General features: G+C 73.3%; 16 protein-coding genes and 1 pseudogene. 5 read left to right on the forward strand and 12 right to left on the reverse strand.

The window, feature by feature from the left end:
- Positions 1-50: 50 nt before the first annotated feature.
- Positions 51-602, reverse strand: a complete 552-nt coding sequence (locus tag OG534_RS02470) for a hypothetical protein (RefSeq protein ID WP_326586411.1) — start codon at positions 600-602, stop codon at positions 51-53.
- An 829-nt stretch (positions 603-1,431) separates the two neighbouring features.
- On the opposite strand from OG534_RS02470, the gene OG534_RS02475 reads away from it, so the two are divergent.
- Positions 1,432-1,827 carry a hypothetical protein gene (locus OG534_RS02475; RefSeq protein ID WP_326586412.1) on the forward strand — a complete coding sequence of 132 codons (396 nt, stop codon included), beginning with the start codon at positions 1,432-1,434 and terminating at the stop codon, positions 1,825-1,827.
- Positions 1,828-1,840: 13 nt separating this feature from the next.
- Here OG534_RS02475 and OG534_RS02480 read toward each other — a convergent pair whose 3' ends face one another.
- The 8 genes and pseudogenes from OG534_RS02480 to OG534_RS02515 form a co-directional block, all read right to left on the reverse strand.
- Complete coding sequence (locus tag OG534_RS02480; protein WP_326593428.1) at positions 1,841-2,566, reverse strand: maleate cis-trans isomerase family protein; 726 nt, start codon at positions 2,564-2,566, stop codon at positions 1,841-1,843.
- Positions 2,567-2,629: 63 nt separating this feature from the next.
- Positions 2,630-3,550, reverse strand: coding sequence for a fumarylacetoacetate hydrolase family protein (locus OG534_RS02485; RefSeq protein WP_326586413.1), 921 nt, complete (start codon positions 3,548-3,550; stop codon positions 2,630-2,632).
- Between the two features lie 18 nt (positions 3,551-3,568).
- A complete protein-coding gene (locus OG534_RS02490; RefSeq protein ID WP_326586414.1) occupies positions 3,569-4,687 on the reverse strand; it encodes a cupin domain-containing protein in 1,119 nt (372 codons plus the stop codon).
- The gene (locus OG534_RS02495) at positions 4,684-5,703 is read right to left on the reverse strand and encodes a carbon-nitrogen hydrolase family protein (RefSeq protein WP_326586415.1); all 1,020 of its coding nucleotides are present in this window, start codon (positions 5,701-5,703) and stop codon (positions 4,684-4,686) included. Before OG534_RS02495 ends, OG534_RS02490 begins: the two co-directional genes overlap by 4 nt.
- A gap of 12 nt (positions 5,704-5,715) precedes the next feature.
- A complete protein-coding gene (locus OG534_RS02500) occupies positions 5,716-8,028 on the reverse strand; it encodes an oxidoreductase (RefSeq protein WP_326586416.1) in 2,313 nt (770 codons plus the stop codon).
- Complete coding sequence (locus OG534_RS38630) at positions 8,010-8,387, reverse strand: acyl-CoA thioesterase (RefSeq protein ID WP_442807207.1); 378 nt, start codon at positions 8,385-8,387, stop codon at positions 8,010-8,012. Before OG534_RS38630 ends, OG534_RS02500 begins: the two co-directional genes overlap by 19 nt.
- Positions 8,388-8,612: 225 nt before the next feature.
- Positions 8,613-10,232, reverse strand: a pseudogene (locus OG534_RS02510) (AMP-binding protein); the annotation flags it as partial.
- 136 nt (positions 10,233-10,368) lie between these two features.
- Positions 10,369-10,809: an ATP-binding protein gene (locus OG534_RS02515; RefSeq protein ID WP_326586417.1), complete on the reverse strand. Its 441-nt coding sequence runs from the start codon at positions 10,807-10,809 to the stop codon at positions 10,369-10,371.
- A 229-nt stretch (positions 10,810-11,038) separates the two neighbouring features.
- On the opposite strand from OG534_RS02515, the gene OG534_RS02520 reads away from it, so the two are divergent.
- The gene (locus OG534_RS02520; protein WP_326586418.1) at positions 11,039-12,031 is read left to right on the forward strand and encodes an alpha/beta hydrolase; all 993 of its coding nucleotides are present in this window, start codon (positions 11,039-11,041) and stop codon (positions 12,029-12,031) included.
- 190 nt (positions 12,032-12,221) lie between these two features.
- Positions 12,222-13,088, forward strand: coding sequence for a phosphatase PAP2 family protein (locus tag OG534_RS02525; RefSeq protein WP_326586419.1), 867 nt, complete (start codon positions 12,222-12,224; stop codon positions 13,086-13,088).
- 77 nt (positions 13,089-13,165) lie between these two features.
- On the opposite strand, the gene OG534_RS02530 is transcribed toward OG534_RS02525, so the two are convergent.
- The 3 genes from OG534_RS02530 to OG534_RS02540 form a co-directional block, all read right to left on the reverse strand.
- The gene (locus OG534_RS02530) at positions 13,166-14,173 is read right to left on the reverse strand and encodes a LacI family DNA-binding transcriptional regulator (RefSeq protein WP_326586420.1); all 1,008 of its coding nucleotides are present in this window, start codon (positions 14,171-14,173) and stop codon (positions 13,166-13,168) included.
- 68 nt (positions 14,174-14,241) lie between these two features.
- Positions 14,242-15,807, reverse strand: coding sequence for a carboxylesterase/lipase family protein (locus tag OG534_RS02535; RefSeq protein WP_326586421.1), 1,566 nt, complete (start codon positions 15,805-15,807; stop codon positions 14,242-14,244).
- Positions 15,808-15,919: 112 nt separating this feature from the next.
- On the reverse strand, positions 15,920-16,663 hold the full coding sequence (locus tag OG534_RS02540) for a phosphatase PAP2 family protein (protein ID WP_326586422.1): 744 nt from the start codon (positions 16,661-16,663) through the stop codon (positions 15,920-15,922).
- 663 nt (positions 16,664-17,326) lie between these two features.
- On the opposite strand from OG534_RS02540, the gene OG534_RS02545 reads away from it, so the two are divergent.
- A complete protein-coding gene (locus OG534_RS02545; RefSeq protein WP_326586423.1) occupies positions 17,327-18,580 on the forward strand; it encodes an MFS transporter in 1,254 nt (417 codons plus the stop codon).
- Between the two features lie 131 nt (positions 18,581-18,711).
- Entirely contained in the window at positions 18,712-19,641 is a 930-nt protein-coding gene (gene surE, locus OG534_RS02550) for a 5'/3'-nucleotidase SurE (RefSeq protein WP_326586424.1), read from the forward strand.
- Positions 19,642-19,762: the final 121 nt, after the last annotated feature.

The following is a 19,762-nucleotide window of genomic DNA, read 5'->3' on the forward strand; positions in this document are numbered from 1 at the left end:
TTGCTATGTGATGCGGTGCGGTGGCGTGGGCCGCGCCGGGCCTGTCGGCCTCAGGGCCGCCCGGTGGGCTTGCCACCGCCCTGGCCCGGCGGCTCGGTGGCGCGACCCCGCCCCCCGCCGGGAGGCGACTGGGCCGGGTGCGCCGGTCCGGTCGTGGCCTTCGGGCCGGGTCCGGTGCCGGGCGTCGCGCCGCCGGTCACGGTCGTGGCGGCCGGCGAGGACGCACCGCTGCGCGAGGCTGCCGGGGTGGGGCGCGGGCTGCCATTCGCCGCGCCAGGGGCGGACGGGCCGCCGGTGCGGGTGCCGGCCGTGCTTTCGGGTACGGGGGTGTGCGGAGCCTGGGCCGAGGGGAGGAACGGCGAGTGGATGGTGGGGCCGCCAAGCAGGGTGCTGATGAGCAGGACGACGTAGGCGACGGCCGGTACCACCAGCAGGTACCCCCAGCGGCGCACCCGGCGCTGTCTGCGCCCCGACGTATCCACGAATACCGGGGCCGCTGCGGCGGCCGGGGCCGGCGTCTCCGGCGCCGCAGCGGGTGCACCCACATCACCGAGGAAGAGCTCCATCGTGTCCTGTTCCGGGGTACCGAGTGGTGGGTGCATGCGTGGTGGCCTCTGGGGATCGGGAGACGCGACGTCGGATGTCGGGGCAGGGTCGTGGTCGCGGTCGGAAGGGCGACTCATGCCCTTCAGCGCTGGAGCCGCCGCCGATGTCACTCCCAGGGCCGAACGGTCCTGTTCCGTACGATGCCGACCGGGATGACCCGGTCGGCATCGTGGTGCACCGGTACGGGTGGATCGGTCCGGGTGGATCGTCAGTACAGCGACACCTCGTACGGGGCGAGGGCCCGCGCGGGCGGCGCCCGCCCGGCTTCCCTGACGCGATGTCAGGATAGGTTCAGGTTCGGAGCGGGAGATCCCGGTCGAACCGGGACGGTCCGGGCGGAGAAGCTCGCAGGGACTTGATCACCGTTTCCCGAGTGGAGTCTTCCCAGGCGCCGTTCCTCGGACCCTGCCCCTGACCGCCGAGAGCCGGTTCGAGGAACCGATCAGCGTGCGGCAGTTGCTCAACCACACCAGCGGCCTGCCCCACGACTTCCAGGGCGCCCCGGCCACTCCCCGGCCGAGGCGATCGAACGCCGCAGGCCGTACCTGCCCGGCTACGACGGAGCCGCGCCTTCGCCTCCAGGGACCTCAACCGGCGCGCGGTCTACGCGATGGGCACCTCCTCCTCCGCCAACGGCTTCCCGGCGGTGGCCCAGCGGCTGGCTCTCGCGGCCTTCGGCGACTGGCGGGGCGGCGGCGCGGGGTCACGATCATCCTGCCGGGATCGGGCGCGCGGGGCTGAGCTACGATCCGCGCGTTGAACGTATGAACGACGCGGGATCGGTGGGTGGTGGGTGTGGGCGCCGGCGGCAGAGTGCCAGGAGCCGTGGCCGTGGTGCTGGTGGGCGGCCTGTTGCTGAGCGGCTGTTCCGGCGCCGCGGCCGGCGGCGCCCCGCCGGCCGCGGAGAAGCCGGCGACGCCGACCGCGAGCACCGACCCGGCGACGGCCTCGCCGTCCCCCGCGGACTCGCAGCCGGCGGCCCCGGAGCCCTCCGTCTCGGCTGCGCCCCCGGCGGCGCAGCCGAAGGCCTCGGCCGGCCGTGGATCGGAGCCGGCACCGAAGCGGAGCACGGCGGGTTCGCCGAAGGTCCCGCAGAACCCGCACCGGGGCCCCACCCCGCCTCCGGCGCCCTCCCACGTCCCGACGATGGACTGGAAGCCGACCCCCTTCGACCCGAACGACCCGTCGATCCCGACGTACACGCTGCCGCCGCTGCGCTAGGTCGTGTCGACCGCTACCCGGGCAGTGGGGCCCGGGCGTACGTGCCCGACAGCAGGTGGCCCGCCCCCGGGGCCACGGCGTCCAGGTCCAGGGCCCGGAGCATCTGATGGGCGGTGCAGACCGCCGCGGACACCACCGGCTTGCCCAGCAGCTGTTCGGCCTCCTCGATGGCGCCCAGGGACGGCATCTGCACGCAGGCCGAGAGCACGACCGCGTCCGCGTCGGCGTAGTCGAGGGCCCGTGCCAGGCCCGGCAGGCGGGCCGGGTCGTGGGCGGCGACCTCCAGGTTGTCCGGGATCTCGAGGGCCTGGTGGTCGAGGACCTCGATGCCCTCGTGCGTGAGGTAGTCCACGACGGTCTGCGTGAGCGGGCGCATGTAGGGAGCCAGCAGCGCGATCTTCTTGGCGCCGATGGTGTGCAGGCCGTGGACGAGGGCTCCGGCGCTGGTGACGACGGGGGCGGGCGCGCCGTTCTCGGCGGTGCGGGTGTGCAGGCGCTGCTCCGAGGTCCGGTGGTAGCCGAGGCCCATGCTCATGATGGCCACCAGGCAGGCGTAGCCGAGTACGTCGACGCGCGCGTCGGAGAGTTCCACGGCGCAGCGGTCGGAGTCGGCGTCCATGGCCTTGAGCTGCTCGGGGGTCACGTGGGTCATGCGCATCCGGCTGGAGTGGAAGGTGAAGCGCTCGTCCGGTGCGATGGCCTGGCGGGCCCGGAGGATGGCGGGGACTTCGGTTTCCATGGTGACGTTGGAGCTCGGCACGATCTGGCCGATGCGGTAGGTGCGGGGTGACACGGGTACTCCTCAGCGGGCGTCGACGACGGGGTTGGTCAGGGTGCCGATGCCTTCGACCGTGGCTTCGACGGTGTCACCGGGGTGCAGGAACTCGGGCGGGACCATGCCGGCGCCGACGCCGGAGGGCGAGCCCGTCGCGATGACATCGCCGGGCTCCAGGGTCATGCCCGAGCTGATGTCGGCGATGAGGCGGGCGATGGGGAAGAGCATGTGACGGGTGTTCGACTTCTGCTTGGTGACGCCGTTGACGCGCAGCGAGAGGTCGAGGGCCATGGGGTCGCGGATCTCGTCGCGGGTCACGATCACCGGGCCGAAGGGGGCGTAGGAGTCCTGGCCCTTGGAGAAGAACCACTGGCCGGACCGGCGCTGGTCGCGGGCGCTGATGTCGTTGAGGATGCTGAAGCCGAAGATGTGGTCGTACGCGTCCTCCTCGCTCACCCGGAAGGCGGTGCGGCCGATGACGACGGCGAGTTCGCACTCCCAGTCCAGCTGGGTGGTCAGGTCGGCGTTGTGCAGGATCGGCTGTCCGGGGCCGGTGACGGCGGTGGCGGGCTTGCCGAAAAGCACCGGGCGCGGCGGCAGGTCCTTGTCGGTGTCGAGGCTGCGGCTGGACTCCTCGACGTGCTCGATGTAGTTGAGGCCGACGCCGATGATCTTGCCGGGGCGCAGCGGGGCGCGCAGGGTCACGTCCTCCCGCCGGTGGACGGCGCCGGCGAGCGGTCCTGCGGGGTCGGCGGCGAGCAGCCGGCGGGCCGCTTCCTGCGCGGCCGGGCCGGCCTGGACGAAGGAGAGCAGGTCGTGCGGGATGCGTACGCCCGCGTGGTCGGCCAGGACCGCCAGGTCGAGGACGAGGCCGTCGGCCTCGACGCCCAGGCGTTCCGTGGCGCCGGCGGCTCCGGTGGCACTGGTGGTGAAGGTCAGCAAGCGCATGCTGGGGCTCCTCGTGGGTCAGGCGGCGGTGACGGGCTGGTGCCCGCCGTGGTCGGCGTACGCCTCTTCCCGGTGGAAACCGAGCGAGCGCATGACGGGGAAGTCGTTGAAGGAGAAGAGGCAGGCGTCCTCGGTCTGGTCGAGATTGTGGTGCTCGTGCCAGGCCCAGGACGGGACGCAGAAGATGTCGCCCTGCTTCCACTCGAAGCGCCGTCCGGCGATGACCGAGACCCCGCGGCCCTTGGCGGCCGTGTAGATCACCGAGCCGGTGTGGCGGTGGGCGAGGGTGGCCTGGCCGGGGCGCAGCAACTGCATGTGGGCGCCCATGGTGGGCATGACCGGACCGCCCGTCACCGGGTTGGTGTACTCCGCGATGACCCCGTCGTACGGGGACCCCTCGGTGGCCTGGGCGAGGCCGCGCAGGGCCTCGTACGTGGGCTCCCAGGGGTAGGCGAGCAGCGGCGAGTACGGCCGGGTCCACTTCTCCACTCCGTACGGCAACAGGTTCGCTCCGTAGGTCAGGACCGAGGAGTTGATGACCTTCCCCGGGGTCTGGTACAGCTCGGGGTGGACCTCGTAGAACCCGGCGTCCAAGGCGTTGACCAGCGGGATGTCGAGTCCGTCCTGCCATATGACCGGTGCGTCGTCGGCGTCGTTGCCGTGCTCGTGCCAGGTGCCGTTCGGGGTGATGGCGAAGTCGCGGGGACCGACCTTCAGCTTCTGGCCGTCGACGATCGTCCAGGCGCCGGTGCCCTCGTGGACAAAGCGCAGGGCCGCGGCCTGGTGGCGGTGGGCGGTCAGGGCCTCGCCGGGGCCCATGATCTGGAGTCCGGTGTAGAGGAGTCCGGCGGCGGCGCTGACGTCCTTGCGGCCCGGGTTGACGAGCATCACGACCCGGCGGCCGGCGTCGTCGCCCTTGACCAGGCCGAGGGCCTTGAGGACGTGGGGGCGCAGCTCGTCGTAGCGCCACAGCACGGGCACGGAGCGGGGCTGCGGGTACCAGGGCTCGATGTCGTTGGCCACGGTCCACAGGGCGCCCGCGTCGAGGGCGCCGAGCTCGTCGTAGTACGCGGTGAGTTCGGGGGTGTCGGACACCCGGGCGCGGCCGAGCATCGAGTCGTCCTGCTCGCTGGTCATACGTCCTCCTCAGGGGCGGCGCTGTCGGTGAAGGGGGCCGGGGGCACGGTGAAGGTCACGGGCAGCCGGGGGCGGTTGTCGACTTCGAGGCGGAAGATGTCGAAACGGTTGTAGTGCCCGGTGATGTCGTGCATCTGCTTGGGCTGGATGCACCGGGCGAGGTCGATCTCGCCGTAGACGATCCCCTCGTCGTCCACGAGGGGCTCGGTGACCGGGCGGCCGTCGGGGCCGAAGATGCCGGACAGCGCGCTGCGGGGACGGGTGAACTGCTTGCGCAGTTCCTCGTCGTCCCCGGCGAGCAGGTCGACGATCTCCGGGGAGACGGTGGAGCAGGCGACGACGGAGAAGACCTTGCCCTCGAAGCTGTGGGCGGCGGTGCGGACGGCGATGGCGTCGGCCATGTCGTAGTCGGCGGGGGCGACGGGCAGGGCGATGTAGCAGGAGGCATGGACGAGTTCGCCCTGCGCGAGGAGGGTGAAGCGGGCCAGGGTGTTGGTGTTCTCGCCGCAGGCGAGCGCCCCGAGGGGGCCGACGGGTGTGTCGTGGACGACGAGCGAGCTGCCGTCCCCGCCGGTCCAGGTGAGCTTCTCGGCCCAGGTCGGCACCAGTTTGCGGTGGACGCCGAGGAGGGCGCCGTCGGGTCCGATGGTCAGCAGGGTGTTGTAGAGGACGCCGAGGCTGTGCGGGGCGCGCTCGTTGACCCCGATGACGAGGACGATCCCGTGCCGGCGGGCCGCCGCGCGCAGGGCGTCGACGTGCGGGCCGGGCAGATCGACCGAGGCCCGCTGGAGGCGCTCGAACCAGGGCGAGCCCTGGACCGGGTTCATCGTCCAGTTCCAGTAGGGGTAGCCGGGGACGAACACCTCGGGGAAGACGACGAGTTCGGCTCCGTGGGCGGCGGCCTCGGCGATCAGGGCGACGGCCTTGCCGACGGTGGCGGCGGGGTCGAGGTAGACGGGTGCGGCCTGGACGGCCGCCGCCGTGAATCGGGGCAGGTTCTCCCTGTCCATGGGCATGGGAACCTCCGGCTATCGGGGGACGGGAGCGGGCGCCGGGGCGGCGGCGCGCGGCAGCCAGCGGCGGTGGGCGGACGCGGCGGGCTGCCGCAGCAGTTCGAGGCGGGGCGGGATCCGGTCGGTCCGGGCCGACGGGGGCCGGCCGCTGCCCGCCCGCCAGGCGCGCGCCCAGGGCGCGGCAGGGCCCTGGTAGCCCTGGGCGGCGGCCGCGTGCAGGGTCCACAGCGGGTCGTGGAGCTGGGCGCGGCCGACGCCGCACAGGTCCGCCCGGCCCGCCAGGATGATCGAGTTCACGTCGTCGTACGTGGAGATCGCGCCGACGGCGATGGTGGGGACCCCGGTGGCGTTGCGGATGAGGTCGGCGTACGGGGTCTGGTAGCTGCGGCCGTAGCGGGGCTGCTCGTGGGCGACGACCTCGCCGGTGGAGACGTCGACGGCGTCGGCGCCGGCCTCGGCGAGCGCGCGGGCGATGGCGACGGCGTCGGCCTCGCTGGTGCCGCCCTCGGCCCAGTCGGCGGCGGAGATCCGCACGAGCAGGGCCTTGCCGGCCGGCCACACCTCCCGTACGGCGCGCAGCACTTCGAGCGGCAGCCGCAGCCTTCCGTCCAGGTCTCCCCCGTACTCGTCCGTCCGCAGGTTGGTCAGCGGCGACAGGAAGCCGGAGAGCAGGTGCCCGTGCCCGTACTGGAGTTCCAGCACGTCGAAGCCCGCCCGGTCGGCGCGCCGGGCCGCGCTCACGAAGTCCCGTACGACGGCGTCCATGTCGGCCCGGTCGGCCTCGCGCGGCACCGGGCTCCGCTCGTCCCAGGCCAGCGCCGAAGCGGCGATCGGCTGCCCGTCGCGGGCGGCGGCGCGGCGGCCGGCGTGCGTCAGCTGGATGCCGAGGCAGGTGTCGGACTGGCCGTGGACGAAGTCCGTGATGCGCCGCCAGGCCGCTTCCTGTCCGTCGGTCCACAGGCCGGGGCAGCCGGGGGTGGCCCGGCCGTCGGCGCTGACGGACGTCATCCCGGCGAGGACCAGGCCCGCGCCGCCGAGGGCCTGCGTGCTGAGGTGGACCAGGTCGAAGTCGCCGGGGACGCCGTCACGCGCGGTGTGCAGCGCGGTGGGCGGGACGACGACCCGGTTGCGCAGCAGCAGTCCGCCGAGCGGGTAGGGGCGGAACATCGGGGGCACGGTCGAGGAGCGGTTGACCGCGCTGGTGAACCCCTCGTCGCGCAGGCGCAGGTTGTCGTAGGTGACGCGGCGGCTGCGGGTGAGGAGGTTGAAGGCGAACTGGTGCGGGTCCTGGCCGGTGTACCGGTCGATGTGCTCGAACCACTCCAGGCTGGCCTGGGCCGCGCGCTGGGTGGACTCCACCACCGGCCTGCGCTCGTCCTCGTACGCGGCGAGCGCGGTCGGCACGTCCGGGTGTTCGTGCAGGCTGGCGGCGAGGACGAGGGCGTCCTCCATGGCGAGCTTGGTGCCGGAGCCGATGGAGAAGTGCGCGGTGTGGGCGGCGTCCCCGAGGAGGACGACGTTCTCGTGCCGCCAGGTGCGGTTGCGGACCGTGGTGAAGCGGAGCCACTTGGAGTTGTTGGGGAGGAGCCGGTGGCCGTCGAGGTGGCCCGCGAGGAGTTCCTCGCAGCGCCGGATGCTCTCCTCGTCGCTGGTGCCCGGCGGATGGCCGCGGTCGGCGAACTCCTCGAAGCCGGCGCGCCGCCACGCCTCCTCCTCCATCTCCACGATGAAGGTGGAGCGGGTGGAGTCGTAGGGGTACGCGTGCACCTGGAGGGTGCCGAAGTCCTGCTCGTCGACGATGAAGGTGAAGGCTTCGAAGACCTTGTCCGTGCCGAGCCACATGTAGCGGCCGGCGCGCTCGTCGAGGTCGGTGCCGAACGTGTCGGCGTAGGCGGCGCGGGTGGCCGACCGTACGCCGTCGCAGGCCACCACCAGGTCGTACGACACGGCGAGTTCGGCGGCGGGCGGGGCCTGGGTGCGGTAGCGGACGTCCACCTCCAGCGCGGCGCAGCGCTCCTGGAGGATCCGCAGCAGGTGCCGGCGTCCGAGGGCGGCAAAGCCATGGCCGCCCGAGGTGAGGGTGGTGCCCCGGTAGCGGACGTCGATGTCGGCCCAGCGGGCGAACTCCGCGGACATGGCCTCGTGGATCTCGCGGTCGGCCTGGGCGATGCCGTCGAGCGTCTCGTCGGAGAAGACGACCCCGAAGCCGAAGGTGTCGTCGGGGGCGTTGCGTTCCCAGACGGTCACCTCCCAGTGCGGGGAGAGCTGCTTGGTCAGGGCCGCGAAGTACAGTCCGCCGGGCCCTCCTCCTATGACTGCGACGCGCACGGCGTACCTCCGGGTGATGCGGCGATGGTGAGTAGTTCGGGTGTCTGCGGTCCCGCCGTGCCCAGCAGCTCGCGCACGTCGGCGGGCCAGGGGGTCGCACCGGTCGCGTGGGCGGCCGAGTGGGCGATGACCATGCGGCCGGTGGCCGCCTCCACGCCCCGTTCGCTGCGCACGGTGAAGGCGTAGTGCAGGGAGGCCGAGCCGACCTTGACGACCTTCAGTTCGGTGCGCACCGCGTCCCCGAACCAGAGCCGTGCCCGGTAGTCGGCCTCGAAGTGGACCCGGGGGGTGCTTCCGAACAGGTGGGACAGGCCCAGGCGGTGGAGCAGGACGGCCTCGGCCGCCTCGACCCAGCGCACGACGGTGGAGTGGTGGTAGTGCCCGGCGGCGTCGGTGTCGGTCCACTCGACGCGGCGCTCGACGACGACGCTGGGCAGCTCGGGCGGTGTGGCCGGCCCGGGCGCGGTGGGCGGCGCTGACGGCGGTGCGGCCGGTCCGCCGGGCGGTCCGGAATCCGGCCCGGAGGCTGTGCCCGGCCCGGACGACGTGCCCGGCCCGGCGGGCGATGCGTCAACGCGGGCGCGCTCGCGCAGTTCGCCGCGCCGCAGCTTTCCGGTGCCGGTGCGCGGGAGTTCCGTGACGAATTCGACGGCGCGCGGGTACTTGTACGGGGCGATGGTCCGCTTGACGTGGGTCTGCAGCTCGCGGACGGTCGCCTCGGACGCCGGGACGCCGGCGCCCAGGACGACGTAGGCCTTGACCAGCATGCCGCGCCGCTCGTCCGGGGCTCCGACGACCGCGCACTCCTCGACGTGGGGATGGGCGACGAGGGCCTTCTCGACCTCGGGGCCCGCGATGTTGTAGCCGGAGGAGACGATCATGTCGTCGCTGCGGGCGACGTACCAGAAGTAGCCCTCCGCGTCGCGGACGTAGGTGTCGCCGGTGATGTTCCAGCCGTTCCTGACGTACGAGGTCTGGCGCGGGTCCGCCAGGTAGCGGCAGCCGGTGGGACCCGTGACCGCGAGCAGGCCGGGCTGCCCGTCGGGGACGGGGTCGCCGTGCTCGTCGACGACGGCGGCGCGGTAGCCGGGAACGGGTCGGCCGGTGGAGCCGGGCCGGATGTCCTCGTCGGCCGCCGAGATGAAGACGTGGAGCATCTCGGTGGCGCCGATGCCGTCGATGATGCGCAGGCCGGTGGCGGCGTGGAACTCGTGCCACACCGCGGCCGGGAGCGGTTCCCCGGCGGACACGCAGCGGCGCAGCCCCGCGAGCCGGTCCGCCGCCCCGGCCTCCATGATCGCGCGGTAGGCCGTGGGCGCCGTGAAGAGCACGGTCACTCCGTGGGCCGCGACGAGCTCGGCCAGCTGCAGTGGGGCCGCCTGCTCGATCAGCAGGGTCGCGGCCCCGGCGTGGAGGGGGAAGACCACCAGACCGCCGAGCCCGAAAGTGAAGGCGAGTGGCGGTGTGCCGGTGAAGACGTCGTCCGGGCGGGGTTTGAGGACGTGCCGGGAGAACGTGTCCGCGTTGGCCAGGACGTCGCGGTGGAAGTGCAGGGTCGCCTTGGGACGGCCGGTCGTACCGGAGGTGAAGGCGATCAGCGCCACGTCGTCCGCGGCCGTGACCACGGTGGTGAACCGGCCGTCCTTGGCCGCGCAGCGCGCGGTCAGGTCCGTCGCCCCGGGACCTCCGTAGGCGAGGACCGGCAGGTCCGGCAGGTCCGGCAGGCCGGGCCGGCGGTTCGCGTCGAGGTCCTCCACATAGCGGTGGTCGCACACGGCGACCGTGGGCCGGCTGATGTCGGTGAGCTCGGCGAGTTCGGAGGCGCGCAGCAGCGGCATGGTGGTGACGGCGACGCCACCGGCCTTCAGCACGCCGAACCACGCGGCCACGAGCCAGGGGTTGTTGGGGCCGCGCAGCAGGACGCGGTTGCCGGGCCGGAGGCCGAAGTCCTCGGTGAGGACCTGGGCGACCTGGTTGGCGCGGTGTTGCAGTTCGCCGTAGGTCCAGCGCTCGGTCGGAGTGAGCAGACAGGGGCGGTCGGGGCCGTGGAGCTCGACGGCGTCGTCGAGCAGGCGCCCAGCACAGTTGAGTCGGTCCGGGTAATCCAACTCCGGTAGTTCGAAGTGGAGTTCGGGCCAGAGGGAGAAGGGCGGCAGTCGGTCCCTGCAGAAGGAATCGGCGTGCGCGGAAGGGGAGAGCTCCATGGGGCGGCACCTCAATCAGGCAGCAGCGGGGAGATGGGAGCAACGTATGTCGAATATTTGGCGTCCGTCAACATCTCGCAATATCCTGCGAGGCGGAGCACCCCCTCACGACGCCTCCCGCCACCCCCGACCCGACTCAGGCCAGGGGGACGCACACCCGGACCGATTTCCCGAACTCATGGGCCACGACGGAGAGTTCTCCGCCCAGCTCCGCCGTCATCAGCTGCACGATCAGCAGTCCGCGCCCGTCCTCGGATTCCGGGTCGATCCCGGATCGGGGGGCGGGCAGTCGCGGCAGACCGACACCCCGGTCGGTGACCTCCAGTCGGAGCCAGCCCCCGCCGGCCGCCATCCCGACCCGCATGCGGCCGGCGCTCGCGTGCCGGACGACGTTGCCGACGAGCTCACTCACGGCCAGCAGCAGGACGTCCGCCGCCCCACAGGGAACCCGCCAGCCTTCGAGCGCGGCGCGCACACGAGCCCTGACTTGCGGAACGCTCTCCGCGCCGGGGTCGGTGACCCAGTGGGCGAAGCTCCGGACCACGGGAATCGCGGAACTGCCGGTGATGGTGAGCATGACGTGCTCCCGGAGGGGGAAGGCGGCGCGACCACTGGGGTAGCTCGTGTCACCGATCCTGAAGTCGGATCGCCTGTGGGCTTGTGGTCAGCGGAAACGCGTCGCTAAAGTCCTTGATTACACGTGTAACAAGCTACGCCTCCCCCGGCGGCTCGCGCAAGCATTTCGGACAAAGGACGCGAAGCCTGCACCCGCCCCGCCGGGTATCCGCCGCATTGGAAGGGCCGCAATGACGCAATCTCCCCCGGCCGCGTTCGACCTCGCCGACATGACCTGGCCGCCACCGCCGTACCAGTCACCCGTTCCGCCCGTGACGGGCGCGGACGGCGTGCGCCGCTTCGACGGGGTCACCTACGCGACCACCCCCGGCTACCGCCCCCGGCTGCTGGACGTCCAGGTGCCCGCCGGCGAAGGACCGTTCCCCGCGGTCGTCTGGATCCACGGCGGCGGCTGGCTGGACGGCGACCGCCGCTACCCGCCGCCGACCGTGCCCGCCGCCCTGCTGCACGGGGCGGTGCTGGGCGCCGGGCTCGCGCTCGTCTCCATCGACTACCGGCACAGCCTGGAAGCGCCCTTCCCCGCGCAGCTGCACGACGTGAAGGCCGCGATCCGCTACGTCCGCGCGTTCGCCGACGTCCTCGGCATCGACCCGGACCGGATCGGCGTCTGGGGCGAGTCCGCGGGCGGCCACCTGGCCGCGCTCGCCGGCCTCACCAGGCCGGACGGCCCGGGCGGCGCGGCGCTGGAGGGGACTCAGGGCGTCACCTCGGGCGAGACCGGGGTCCTCGCGGTCGTCGACTGGTACGGCGTCTCCGACCTGGTCGCGCTGGCCGGGCACCCCATGCCGCCCATGGCCTCCGGCCTGGAGTTCCCCGACCCCTACGAGGCCCTGCTCGGCGCTTCCGTGGCCGAGCGGCCGGAGGCGGCGCGGGCCGCGAGCCCGGTGACGTACGCCGACGGCTCGAACCCGCCGCCGTTCCTCCTCGTACACGGGACCCGGGACGGCCTGGTCCCGTACAGCCAGAGCGAGGTCCTCGCCGCGGCCCTGAGGAGCGCCGGGGGCGAGGTCGTCCTGCAGCCCGTCGAGGGCGCGGACCACATCTTCCTCGGCTCCCCGGACATCCCGGCGATCGTCGAGGAGAGCGTCGCCTTCCTGGCCGGGCACCTCGGGGGTGCCCCGCAGAACGGGCCGCATCAGGGACGGGGGCAGGCCCTGAGATAGGCCCGGGGAGAGGCCCCGGGACCGGGCCGCACGCACCCGGCCCGATCCACAGGACACTCCTCCGCGCGGGGCCCGGCCACGTCCCGGTCCCCCGTTCTCGTACCGCCGCGGGGGCGCGGCCCCGGCCGCGCCCCCGTTCCCTCCAGAGCACACACGGCCGCGGGCCCTCCCGCGGCCGCGAGAGGCAGCCATGTCCGGCAATCCCGCCACCACCCCGTACGACAGACCCGACAGAGCCGACAGGGCCGACAGGGCCGACGGGCCCGGCACAGCCGGCGGACCTGACCGGCCCGACGGACCTGACGGACCCGACGGGCCCCGCAGGAGCGAGCGCCGCGCCGCGTCCGCCTCCGAGGCGGCCCGCGGCCCCGGCCGCCTCCTGGCGGGTCTCCTGCTCCTGGGGGCCGCCGGGCTGTCGGCCCTCGTCGTCCGCTCCGATGTCGCGGATCCGCCCTTCCAGGAACTGGACGAGCGCTGGCTGGTCTGGATGGGCGGTCCCCACGAGGGGCTCTACCGGGCCGCCGCCACGGCCCTGGACTGGTTCGGCGGCCCGGTCGGCGCGCTCGTGCCGCTCTCCCTGCTGATCCTGCTGCTCGTCCGCAGGCGCTGGGCTTCGGTCGGCTTCCTGCTCACCGTCTACTTCGGCGGCAACATGCTCGTCGTGCAGAGCCTCAAGCACCTGGTGGACCGCCCGCGCCCGGCCGACCCGCTGGTCCGCGTCGACCACGGCTCGTTCCCGTCCGGGCACGCGGCCACGGCGGCGCTCCTCGTCATCGTCGTCGGGGCGCTGCTGGTCCCGGCCGCCCGGCGGCGGGCGTGGTGGCTCGGGGGCGCGGTGTTCACGCTGGCCATGATGTGGAGCCGTACCTGGCTGCACGCGCACTGGATCAGCGACACGGCGGCCGGAGCCGCCGCGGGCGCGGGGGCGGGCCTGCTGGTGTGGTGGCTCTTCCACCCGGCGCTCGCCCGGGAACGCGTACGGACCCACGAACGCCGCGCCCACGACCGTCGGGGGGCGGCCGCGGGCGCCGGCGCGGCGGTGACCGACGGCGGATGACGGCCGCGGTCCGAGCCGCCTGAGGGGCCGGGGGACGCTGTGTCCCCCGGCCCCTCAGGACGCGTACTCGGCCGGTCTCAGGAGGACAGTCGCTGGACCAGGACGGCTTCCACGGCCTGCACCGGCGTCGCCGTCCCGGTCTCGATCAGCTCGTGCACGGCGTTGGCGATCCGCGCGGCCGACGGCATGTCCAGCCGGACCGTGGTGAGCGCGGGCTGCTGGAGGGCGGAGAGGACGAGGTCGTCGCAGCCGACGAGGGCGACGTCGTCCGGTACGACGATGCCCTCGGCCCGAAGCGCGTGCAGCAGCAGCGCGGCGTACTCGTCGTTGTAGGTGAAGACGGCGTCCAGGCCCAGGCTCCGCCAGCGCCGGGCGAGCGCTGCCGCGGACTCGCGGGTGTAGGCCATCTCCACCGGGGTGACGGTCGCCATGTGCCGGGCCGCGACCGACTCGGCGCCCGCGAGGCGCGGCTCGGCGAGGGTGCCGAGGCCGCGCTCCTGGGGCATGACGACGCCGATCCTGGTCCGGCCGCGGGCGATAAGGTGCTCGGCCGCGGTGGCGCCGATGTGGGTGTGGTCGAAGCCGATGGTGTGCACGCCCTCGACGGGGTGGGTCGCGAAGGCCAGCAGGCCGCGCACGCCGGCGCGGCCCAGAACCTCGGCGGCCTGGGCGGTGAAGCGGTCGCCGTCCAGCGCGACGACGGCCGCGGGGCGCAGTTCGGCCCAGGCCCGGGCGGCGTCCACGGGGTCGGCGAAGCGGCCCGCGTGGAGCACGGCCGTGTAGCCGAACCGGTCGAGCTCGCTGTGCAGGTCGTCGACCCAGTCGCTGACGAGGCGGCCGACCGCGGAGATCGACGCGGGCATCAGGACGAGGTTGCTGCGGCCGGCGCGCAGGGACCGGGCGGCGGCGTGCGGGACGTAGCCGAGTTGCCTGGCCGCGTCGAGCACCCGGGCGCGGGTGCTCGCGCTGACCCGGTGGCCCTGGGTGTCGTTCAGGACGAAGGACACCGTGGCGCGCGAGACCCCGGCGAGGCGGGCCACGTCGGCGCTGGTGATGGATGCGGGGACGTGTATGTCTTTGGCCATGACGTCCCTCGACGCTCCTTCTGCTCGGGTTGCTGCTCGGTTGCTCCTTCCTTTTCAGGTTACACGAGTTAAATCAAGGGAGCGGAGGCGTGCCCGGACGTGCGGGCGGGACCGTGCAGCAGCCGGGAGGCGCCGGCGAGGTCGTCGAGGGCCGTCACGACCGAGTCGAAGCGCATCGTGGTGCGCGACTGCGTGTCGTAGCGCCGCCACTGCGGCAGGTCCGGATGGTTCGGGTCGCCGGTGCGGACGAAGGCGATCCAGGCGCGGTGCATGGCGTACGCGAGGCCGTCTCGGACGGCGGGACGGAGCCCGGCCAGGAAGGGCGCGTGCGCCCACTGGTCGAAGTTGTCGAAGACGAAGGGGAGTTCGAGGCAGTGCGCGGCGCCGAGCCGGCCCTCGTACGCGGGCGTGGGAAGGTCGAACTGGTAGGCCCACACCGGGCTGCCCGACTCGGCCCTGGCCTCGGCCAGCCGGACGGCCGGCACCCGGAAGAGCTCGTCCGTGATCAGGTCCATCAGGACGTCGGCGGGCCCGGCGCCGGGCCGGGCCCGCTCGTACGCCGCGTAGACACCGGCGGCGGCCGCGCTCCCGAACGTGTCCGCGATGCGGTCGGTCACCTGCTCCCGGGTCGCCGCGGCGTAGCCCTCGTCGAGGGCGAAGCCGAAGTTCGCCTCTTCCCGCGTCCAGCCGATCATGACGTCGATGCCGGCCGCCGCTCCGTCCAGCAGGGCCTGCGCCGGGTGGCTGCGGAGGGTGACCCCGTCGATCACGGGCAGGAAGGGCGTGGGCCAGTACCCCCACCGCATGGTCTGCGCGAACAGTCCGGCGCCCGCCCCGATCAGCTCCTGCCAGGGCAGCGCGCGCAGTTCCGCCAGGTCCTTGGCGCCCGCCAGCTCGAGAAAGGCGGCGGTGCGCTCCAGGTAGGCGTCCGGGTCGGGGAGGTCCAGGCCGAAGGGCGGACTCTGCAGGATCACCCGCCGGATCAGGCCCTGGGCCTGCGGATGTCCGGCGAGCGCGGCGGTGGAGACCGCGCCGCCCGACTGGCCGGCGACCGTGATGCGGTCCGGGTCGCCGCCGAGGGAGGCGATGTTCTCCTTCACCCAGCGCAGGGCGGCGAGCTGGTCGGTGAGCCAGTGGTTGCCACCCTCGTCGCCGTCGTCACCCTCGTCGGTGTACAGGTAACCCAGCGGCCCGATGCGGTAGTTGATGCTGACCACCACGAGGTCGCCGTCGCGCGCGAAGGTCTCGCCCGAGTAGCCGGGCAGCGAGCCGGAGCCCGACACGAAGCCTCCGCCGTGGATCCAGACGAGCACCGGGCGGCGGGCGCCGTCGGCGGCGGGCGTCCAGACGTTCAGGGTCAGGCAGTCCTCGTCGAAGGGGGGCGACCCGTGCCCGCCGAGCACGGGGTCGCCGCCTTCGCGGTACATCTGCGGGGCGCTCGGGCCGTCGGCGGTGGCGTCCCGCGTACCGCTCCACCCGGCGTGCGGCTGCGCGGGCCTCCAGCGCAGGTCACCGATCGGAGGCGCGGCGTAGGGCACGGCGCGGAAGACGGCCACGCCGCCCTCGCTCGCGCCGCGCAGGCGCCCTGCGGGGAGATCCACCACCGTCTGGTCCTGGCCTGGGGAGTGGGGCATGTGCCGTTCCTTCCTGCCTGCCGCGCACCGGATGCACGTCGACACCTGAGATTATGGCGTGAAATTGTCGATCGTCAACGCATCGCTATACGCGGACACTCGGGGCCGCACCTCACAGCCACAGGCTGTTCGAGGCCATGCGCTCCGACTCCGCCTCCAGCAACGGCGCGAAGACCCGCCACAGCACGAGGCAGGTTCCGACGCCGACGAGGGCGCCGGCGAGGGTGTCACTGAGCCACTGGGCGTGCAGCCAGGTCCGGCTCCCCATCATGGCGAGGACGTACGAGGCGCCGAACGCCCACCACCAGCGTCGCGCACGGGGCGGGAACACCACCACCGCAGCCACGATCACGAGGGTCACCGCGCTGAACACCTGGCCGGAGGGGTACGAACCGTCGTTGACCAGGACCCACGGGTGCGGCGGGCGAGGGCGGTCGGCCAGCTGCTTGAGGGGCAGGAGCACGACGACGTTGGCGACGACGGTCGCCGCGAAGACGAACAGCCCCGAGCGCCAGCGTCCGTAGACGCAGAGGCAGCCGATCAGCAGGAGCGGCAGGATCATGCCGAGCGGGCCGCCGAGCCGGTCGAGAACGATGGTGAACCCGCCGAGTCCGTCGGATCCGCCGGACGCCGCGGCGGAGGAATCGTTCACCGCGGCCGCCCAGCGGTCGTCGAGCCCCTGGAAGAAGGGCTGCGGGTCCAGCCGGAGCAGCAGTCCGACCAGCAGCGACAGGAGCAGGAGGCTGATCCCGAGGGCGAGCGCATGGCGCGGCGGAGCCGCCGGCAGGTGGTGCCGGGGCGGGAGGGCCGGGTGAGGCGGGCGTGGCGGCGGCACGAGGGAGGGTGAGGGGAACATGGCGGGCCTTTCACGGTCGTCTCCCCAGGCGGTGGGGCACGCGGAGAGCAGGCACGGGAGCGGGGAGCACTCGGGAACGGGGTAGGGCGGGGCACTCGGGAACGGGCGCGGCGAGGCACACGGGACCGAGGTGCGGTGGGGCACACGGGAACGGGGCGCGACGGGGAAGCGCACGGGAACGGGGGATGCCGGGGCACACGGAAGCAGGACGCGCCGGGGAGCGCAGGGGAGCGGGATGCGTCGGGGAGCGCACGGCCCGCAGAAGGAGCGACCGCCGCCACCGCCGGGGCAGGACGCCCTCCGGCGACGAGGTCGTCGCGGTGCGGCACGGAGTATTGCCGATGCGTGACGGCCGCCACAAGTGCAAGAGGGTTTTTCGACACATCGACCCTGCACAGTGACCGTCAGACGGTGGTTACACGTCTTGCCCCACCGCAGCCGGCGTCGGTCACGATCTGCGCAACGACCCGGCTCAGGCTCTGGCGGAGCCCGGAAATGGGTGCTACACAGTCTCCAGCGCACTTGGTGACACGTGTAACAACATCAAGTAAATCCGCGTCAGGCCGCCGCACCTCCCGGTGACGACGCCGCCCGGCGTCCGCTCGCGGCGCGCCCCCTCCCCCACGCACGCCACCTCCCCGCTCCGTCCCCCGAGGAGTCGTCATGGCCACGCACGAAGTAGCCGATCCGACCGTCCCCCCGATTCCGGAACCCGCCCGCCAGCGTGGGCTCCTGCCCCTGCTGCTGGTCGCCAACTCCGCGTTGATGGCGGTCTACATGGGTGTCGGCTCCGTGCTGCTGCCCACGCAGATCGCCGCGATCGCCCCCGATGACAAGGTCGCCGTCCTGGGCCTGATCGGCGGCATCAGCGCGATCTTCGCCACCGCCTTCAATCCGATCGCCGGCGCCCTCTCCGACCGCAGCGGGCGCCGCAACCCCTGGATCCTGGGCGGCGCCCTGGCCTCGCTCGCCGGCCTGGCCTTCCTCGGCAACGTGACCACCGCGCTGCTCGTCGGCATCGGCTGGTGCCTGATCCAGGCCACCATGAACGTCTATCAGGCCGCGGTCACCGCGATCGTGCCCGACCGGGTCGCCGCCACCCGCCGCGGCACCGCGTCCGCGCTGGTGGGGCTCGGCCTGCCCATCGGCGGCACGGTCGGCGTGCTCGTCGCCTCCCAGACCGCGGAACACCTGCGCACCGGCTACCTCGTCCTCGGTGCGATCGTCGCCGTGTCCGCGCTGCTGCTCACCGGCTTCTGCCGGGACATCCCGCGCACCGGGCCCGCCGCCGACGCGCCGGCCGCACCCAAGCGCGCCCAACTGGCCGCATTCCTCTCGGCGTTGGCCAACCACGACTTCCGGTGGGCCTTCATCGGCCGGGCCCTGATGGTCCTCGGCTACTTCTCCGTCATCGGCTACCAGCTGTACATCCTCGGCGACCACATCGCGCTGCCCGCCGGACTCACCCCGCCCGCCGCGATGGCCGTGCTCACCCCGGTGTCGATGGTCGCGATGGCCGTCTCCACCGTGCTGGGCGGTCTGCTGTCCGACCGCTGGAACCGGCGCAAGGTGTTCGTCGGCGTATCGGCCGCCCTCGCCGGGCTCGTCATGGTGGTCCCCGTGGTCAGCCCGACCTGGACCGGCATGCTCGTCTTCAGCGCGCTCAACGGCCTCGCCTTCGGATGCTTCATGGCCGTCGACACCGCGCTCGTCACCCTCGTCCTCCCGCGGGCCGAGGACGCCGCCCGCGACATGGGCGTCCTCAACATCGCGAACGCGGGACCGCAGATCATCGCCCCCTTCGTCGCCTCGGCCATCGTCACCGCGCTGGGCGGCTACACCCCGCTCTTCCTGGCCGGCGGTGTCCTCTCCCTGATCGGCGCGCTCGCCATCCTCCCGATCCGCAGCGTGCGCTGATCCCACTCCCCCGGGTCCGTCCCGCGGGACGGGCCCGGCCGGAACTCCGGCGGGCGCACGCCGAGGGTCGCGCGCCCGCCGGCTCACCACCCCACTCACCCTCATCTCCCTCCCCTCTGAAGGAGCACTCTGTGAGACGCAAGCGAGTTCTGCCGCTGGCCGCCCTGATGCTGTGCACGCCGGCCCTGGCCGGCACCGCACCGGCGGTCGCCTCGCCGCAGACCGCGCCCTCCGCGACGCCGGCGGCCGCGCCCGCCGGCCCGTTGCGGATCCTGCTCACCAACGACGACGGATACAACGCGCCGGGCATCCGCAAGGCCTTCGAGCGGCTGACCGCCGCCGGACACGACGTCACGATCGTCGCCCCGCTCACCAACCAGAGCGGCACCGGCACGAAGATGATGAACGCCCCCACGATCACGGTGAAGCACCCCGAGCCGAAGGTCTGGGCCGTCGACGGCACTCCGGGCGACTCCGTCGCCTTCGGACTGTCCGAGGTCTTCGCCGGCGCCGCCCCCGACCTGGTCGTCTCCGGCACCAACTTCGGCCCGAACGTCGCCGGGCTCGCCACCCACTCCGGTACGGTCGGCGGCGCCGTCACCGCGCTGGAGTCCGGCGTACCGGCCATCGCGCTGAGCACCGGCGGCCTGAGCGCGCCCGACCCGGTCACCACGGTCAACGCCATGGGGCCCACGGTCGACTTCGCGGTCAAGCTGATCGACCGGCTGCGGGCGCGGGCCCGGTCCGGTCCGCTGCTGCCCAAGGGCGTCGGCCTGAACGTCAACCACCCGGTCGTCGGCGCGGACGGCACGGGCAAGGCCGCCGGGGTGGCCGCGACCTTCCAGGATCCGCAGAACTTCCTCGAACCGGACTTCACCGACGCGGGCGACGGCACCTGGAAGATCACCGTGAAGGTGGACCTGCAGCCCGCCGCCAAGGGCGGTGACGTCGAAGCCGTGAGCGCCGGCCGGATCGCCGTCAGCCCGATGAACCCGGACTGGAACACCGGCCCGGCGGACCACGCCGTGACCTCCGCCCTGCTCGCCGGGCTCCGCCCGTAGGACCCGGGCACCGGCCGGGGCGGGGCGGGGCGGCGCGGTGCACCGCGCCACCGCCCCGCCCCGGCCGGTCGGGACCGGGAACGACCCGGCACGACCCGGCACGACCCGGCACGACCCCGCA

This window comes from Streptomyces sp. NBC_01294 (assembly GCF_035917235.1).
Taxonomy (GTDB): domain Bacteria; phylum Actinomycetota; class Actinomycetes; order Streptomycetales; family Streptomycetaceae; genus Streptomyces; species Streptomyces caledonius.

Excerpts from the sequence above, each read along its gene's own strand:
- OG534_RS02495 (WP_326586415.1), bottom strand. The coding sequence starts at position 5,703 with ATGCCCATGGACAGGGAGAACCTGCCCCGATTCACGGCGGCGGCCGTC.
- OG534_RS02540 (WP_326586422.1), bottom strand. The coding sequence starts at position 16,663 with ATGTTCCCCTCACCCTCCCTCGTGCCGCCGCCACGCCCGCCTCACCCG.
- OG534_RS02490 (WP_326586414.1), bottom strand. The coding sequence starts at position 4,687 with ATGACCAGCGAGCAGGACGACTCGATGCTCGGCCGCGCCCGGGTGTCC.
- OG534_RS02530 (WP_326586420.1), bottom strand. The coding sequence starts at position 14,173 with ATGGCCAAAGACATACACGTCCCCGCATCCATCACCAGCGCCGACGTG.
- OG534_RS02485 (WP_326586413.1), bottom strand. The coding sequence starts at position 3,550 with ATGCGCTTGCTGACCTTCACCACCAGTGCCACCGGAGCCGCCGGCGCC.
- OG534_RS02515 (WP_326586417.1), bottom strand. The coding sequence starts at position 10,809 with ATGCTCACCATCACCGGCAGTTCCGCGATTCCCGTGGTCCGGAGCTTC.
- OG534_RS02535 (WP_326586421.1), bottom strand. The coding sequence starts at position 15,807 with ATGCCCCACTCCCCAGGCCAGGACCAGACGGTGGTGGATCTCCCCGCA.
- OG534_RS02520 (WP_326586418.1), top strand. The coding sequence starts at position 11,039 with ATGACGCAATCTCCCCCGGCCGCGTTCGACCTCGCCGACATGACCTGG.
- OG534_RS02470 (WP_326586411.1), bottom strand. The coding sequence starts at position 602 with ATGCACCCACCACTCGGTACCCCGGAACAGGACACGATGGAGCTCTTC.
- OG534_RS02545 (WP_326586423.1), top strand. The coding sequence starts at position 17,327 with ATGGCCACGCACGAAGTAGCCGATCCGACCGTCCCCCCGATTCCGGAA.
- OG534_RS02525 (WP_326586419.1), top strand. The coding sequence starts at position 12,222 with ATGTCCGGCAATCCCGCCACCACCCCGTACGACAGACCCGACAGAGCC.
- OG534_RS02480 (WP_326593428.1), bottom strand. The coding sequence starts at position 2,566 with ATGGAAACCGAAGTCCCCGCCATCCTCCGGGCCCGCCAGGCCATCGCA.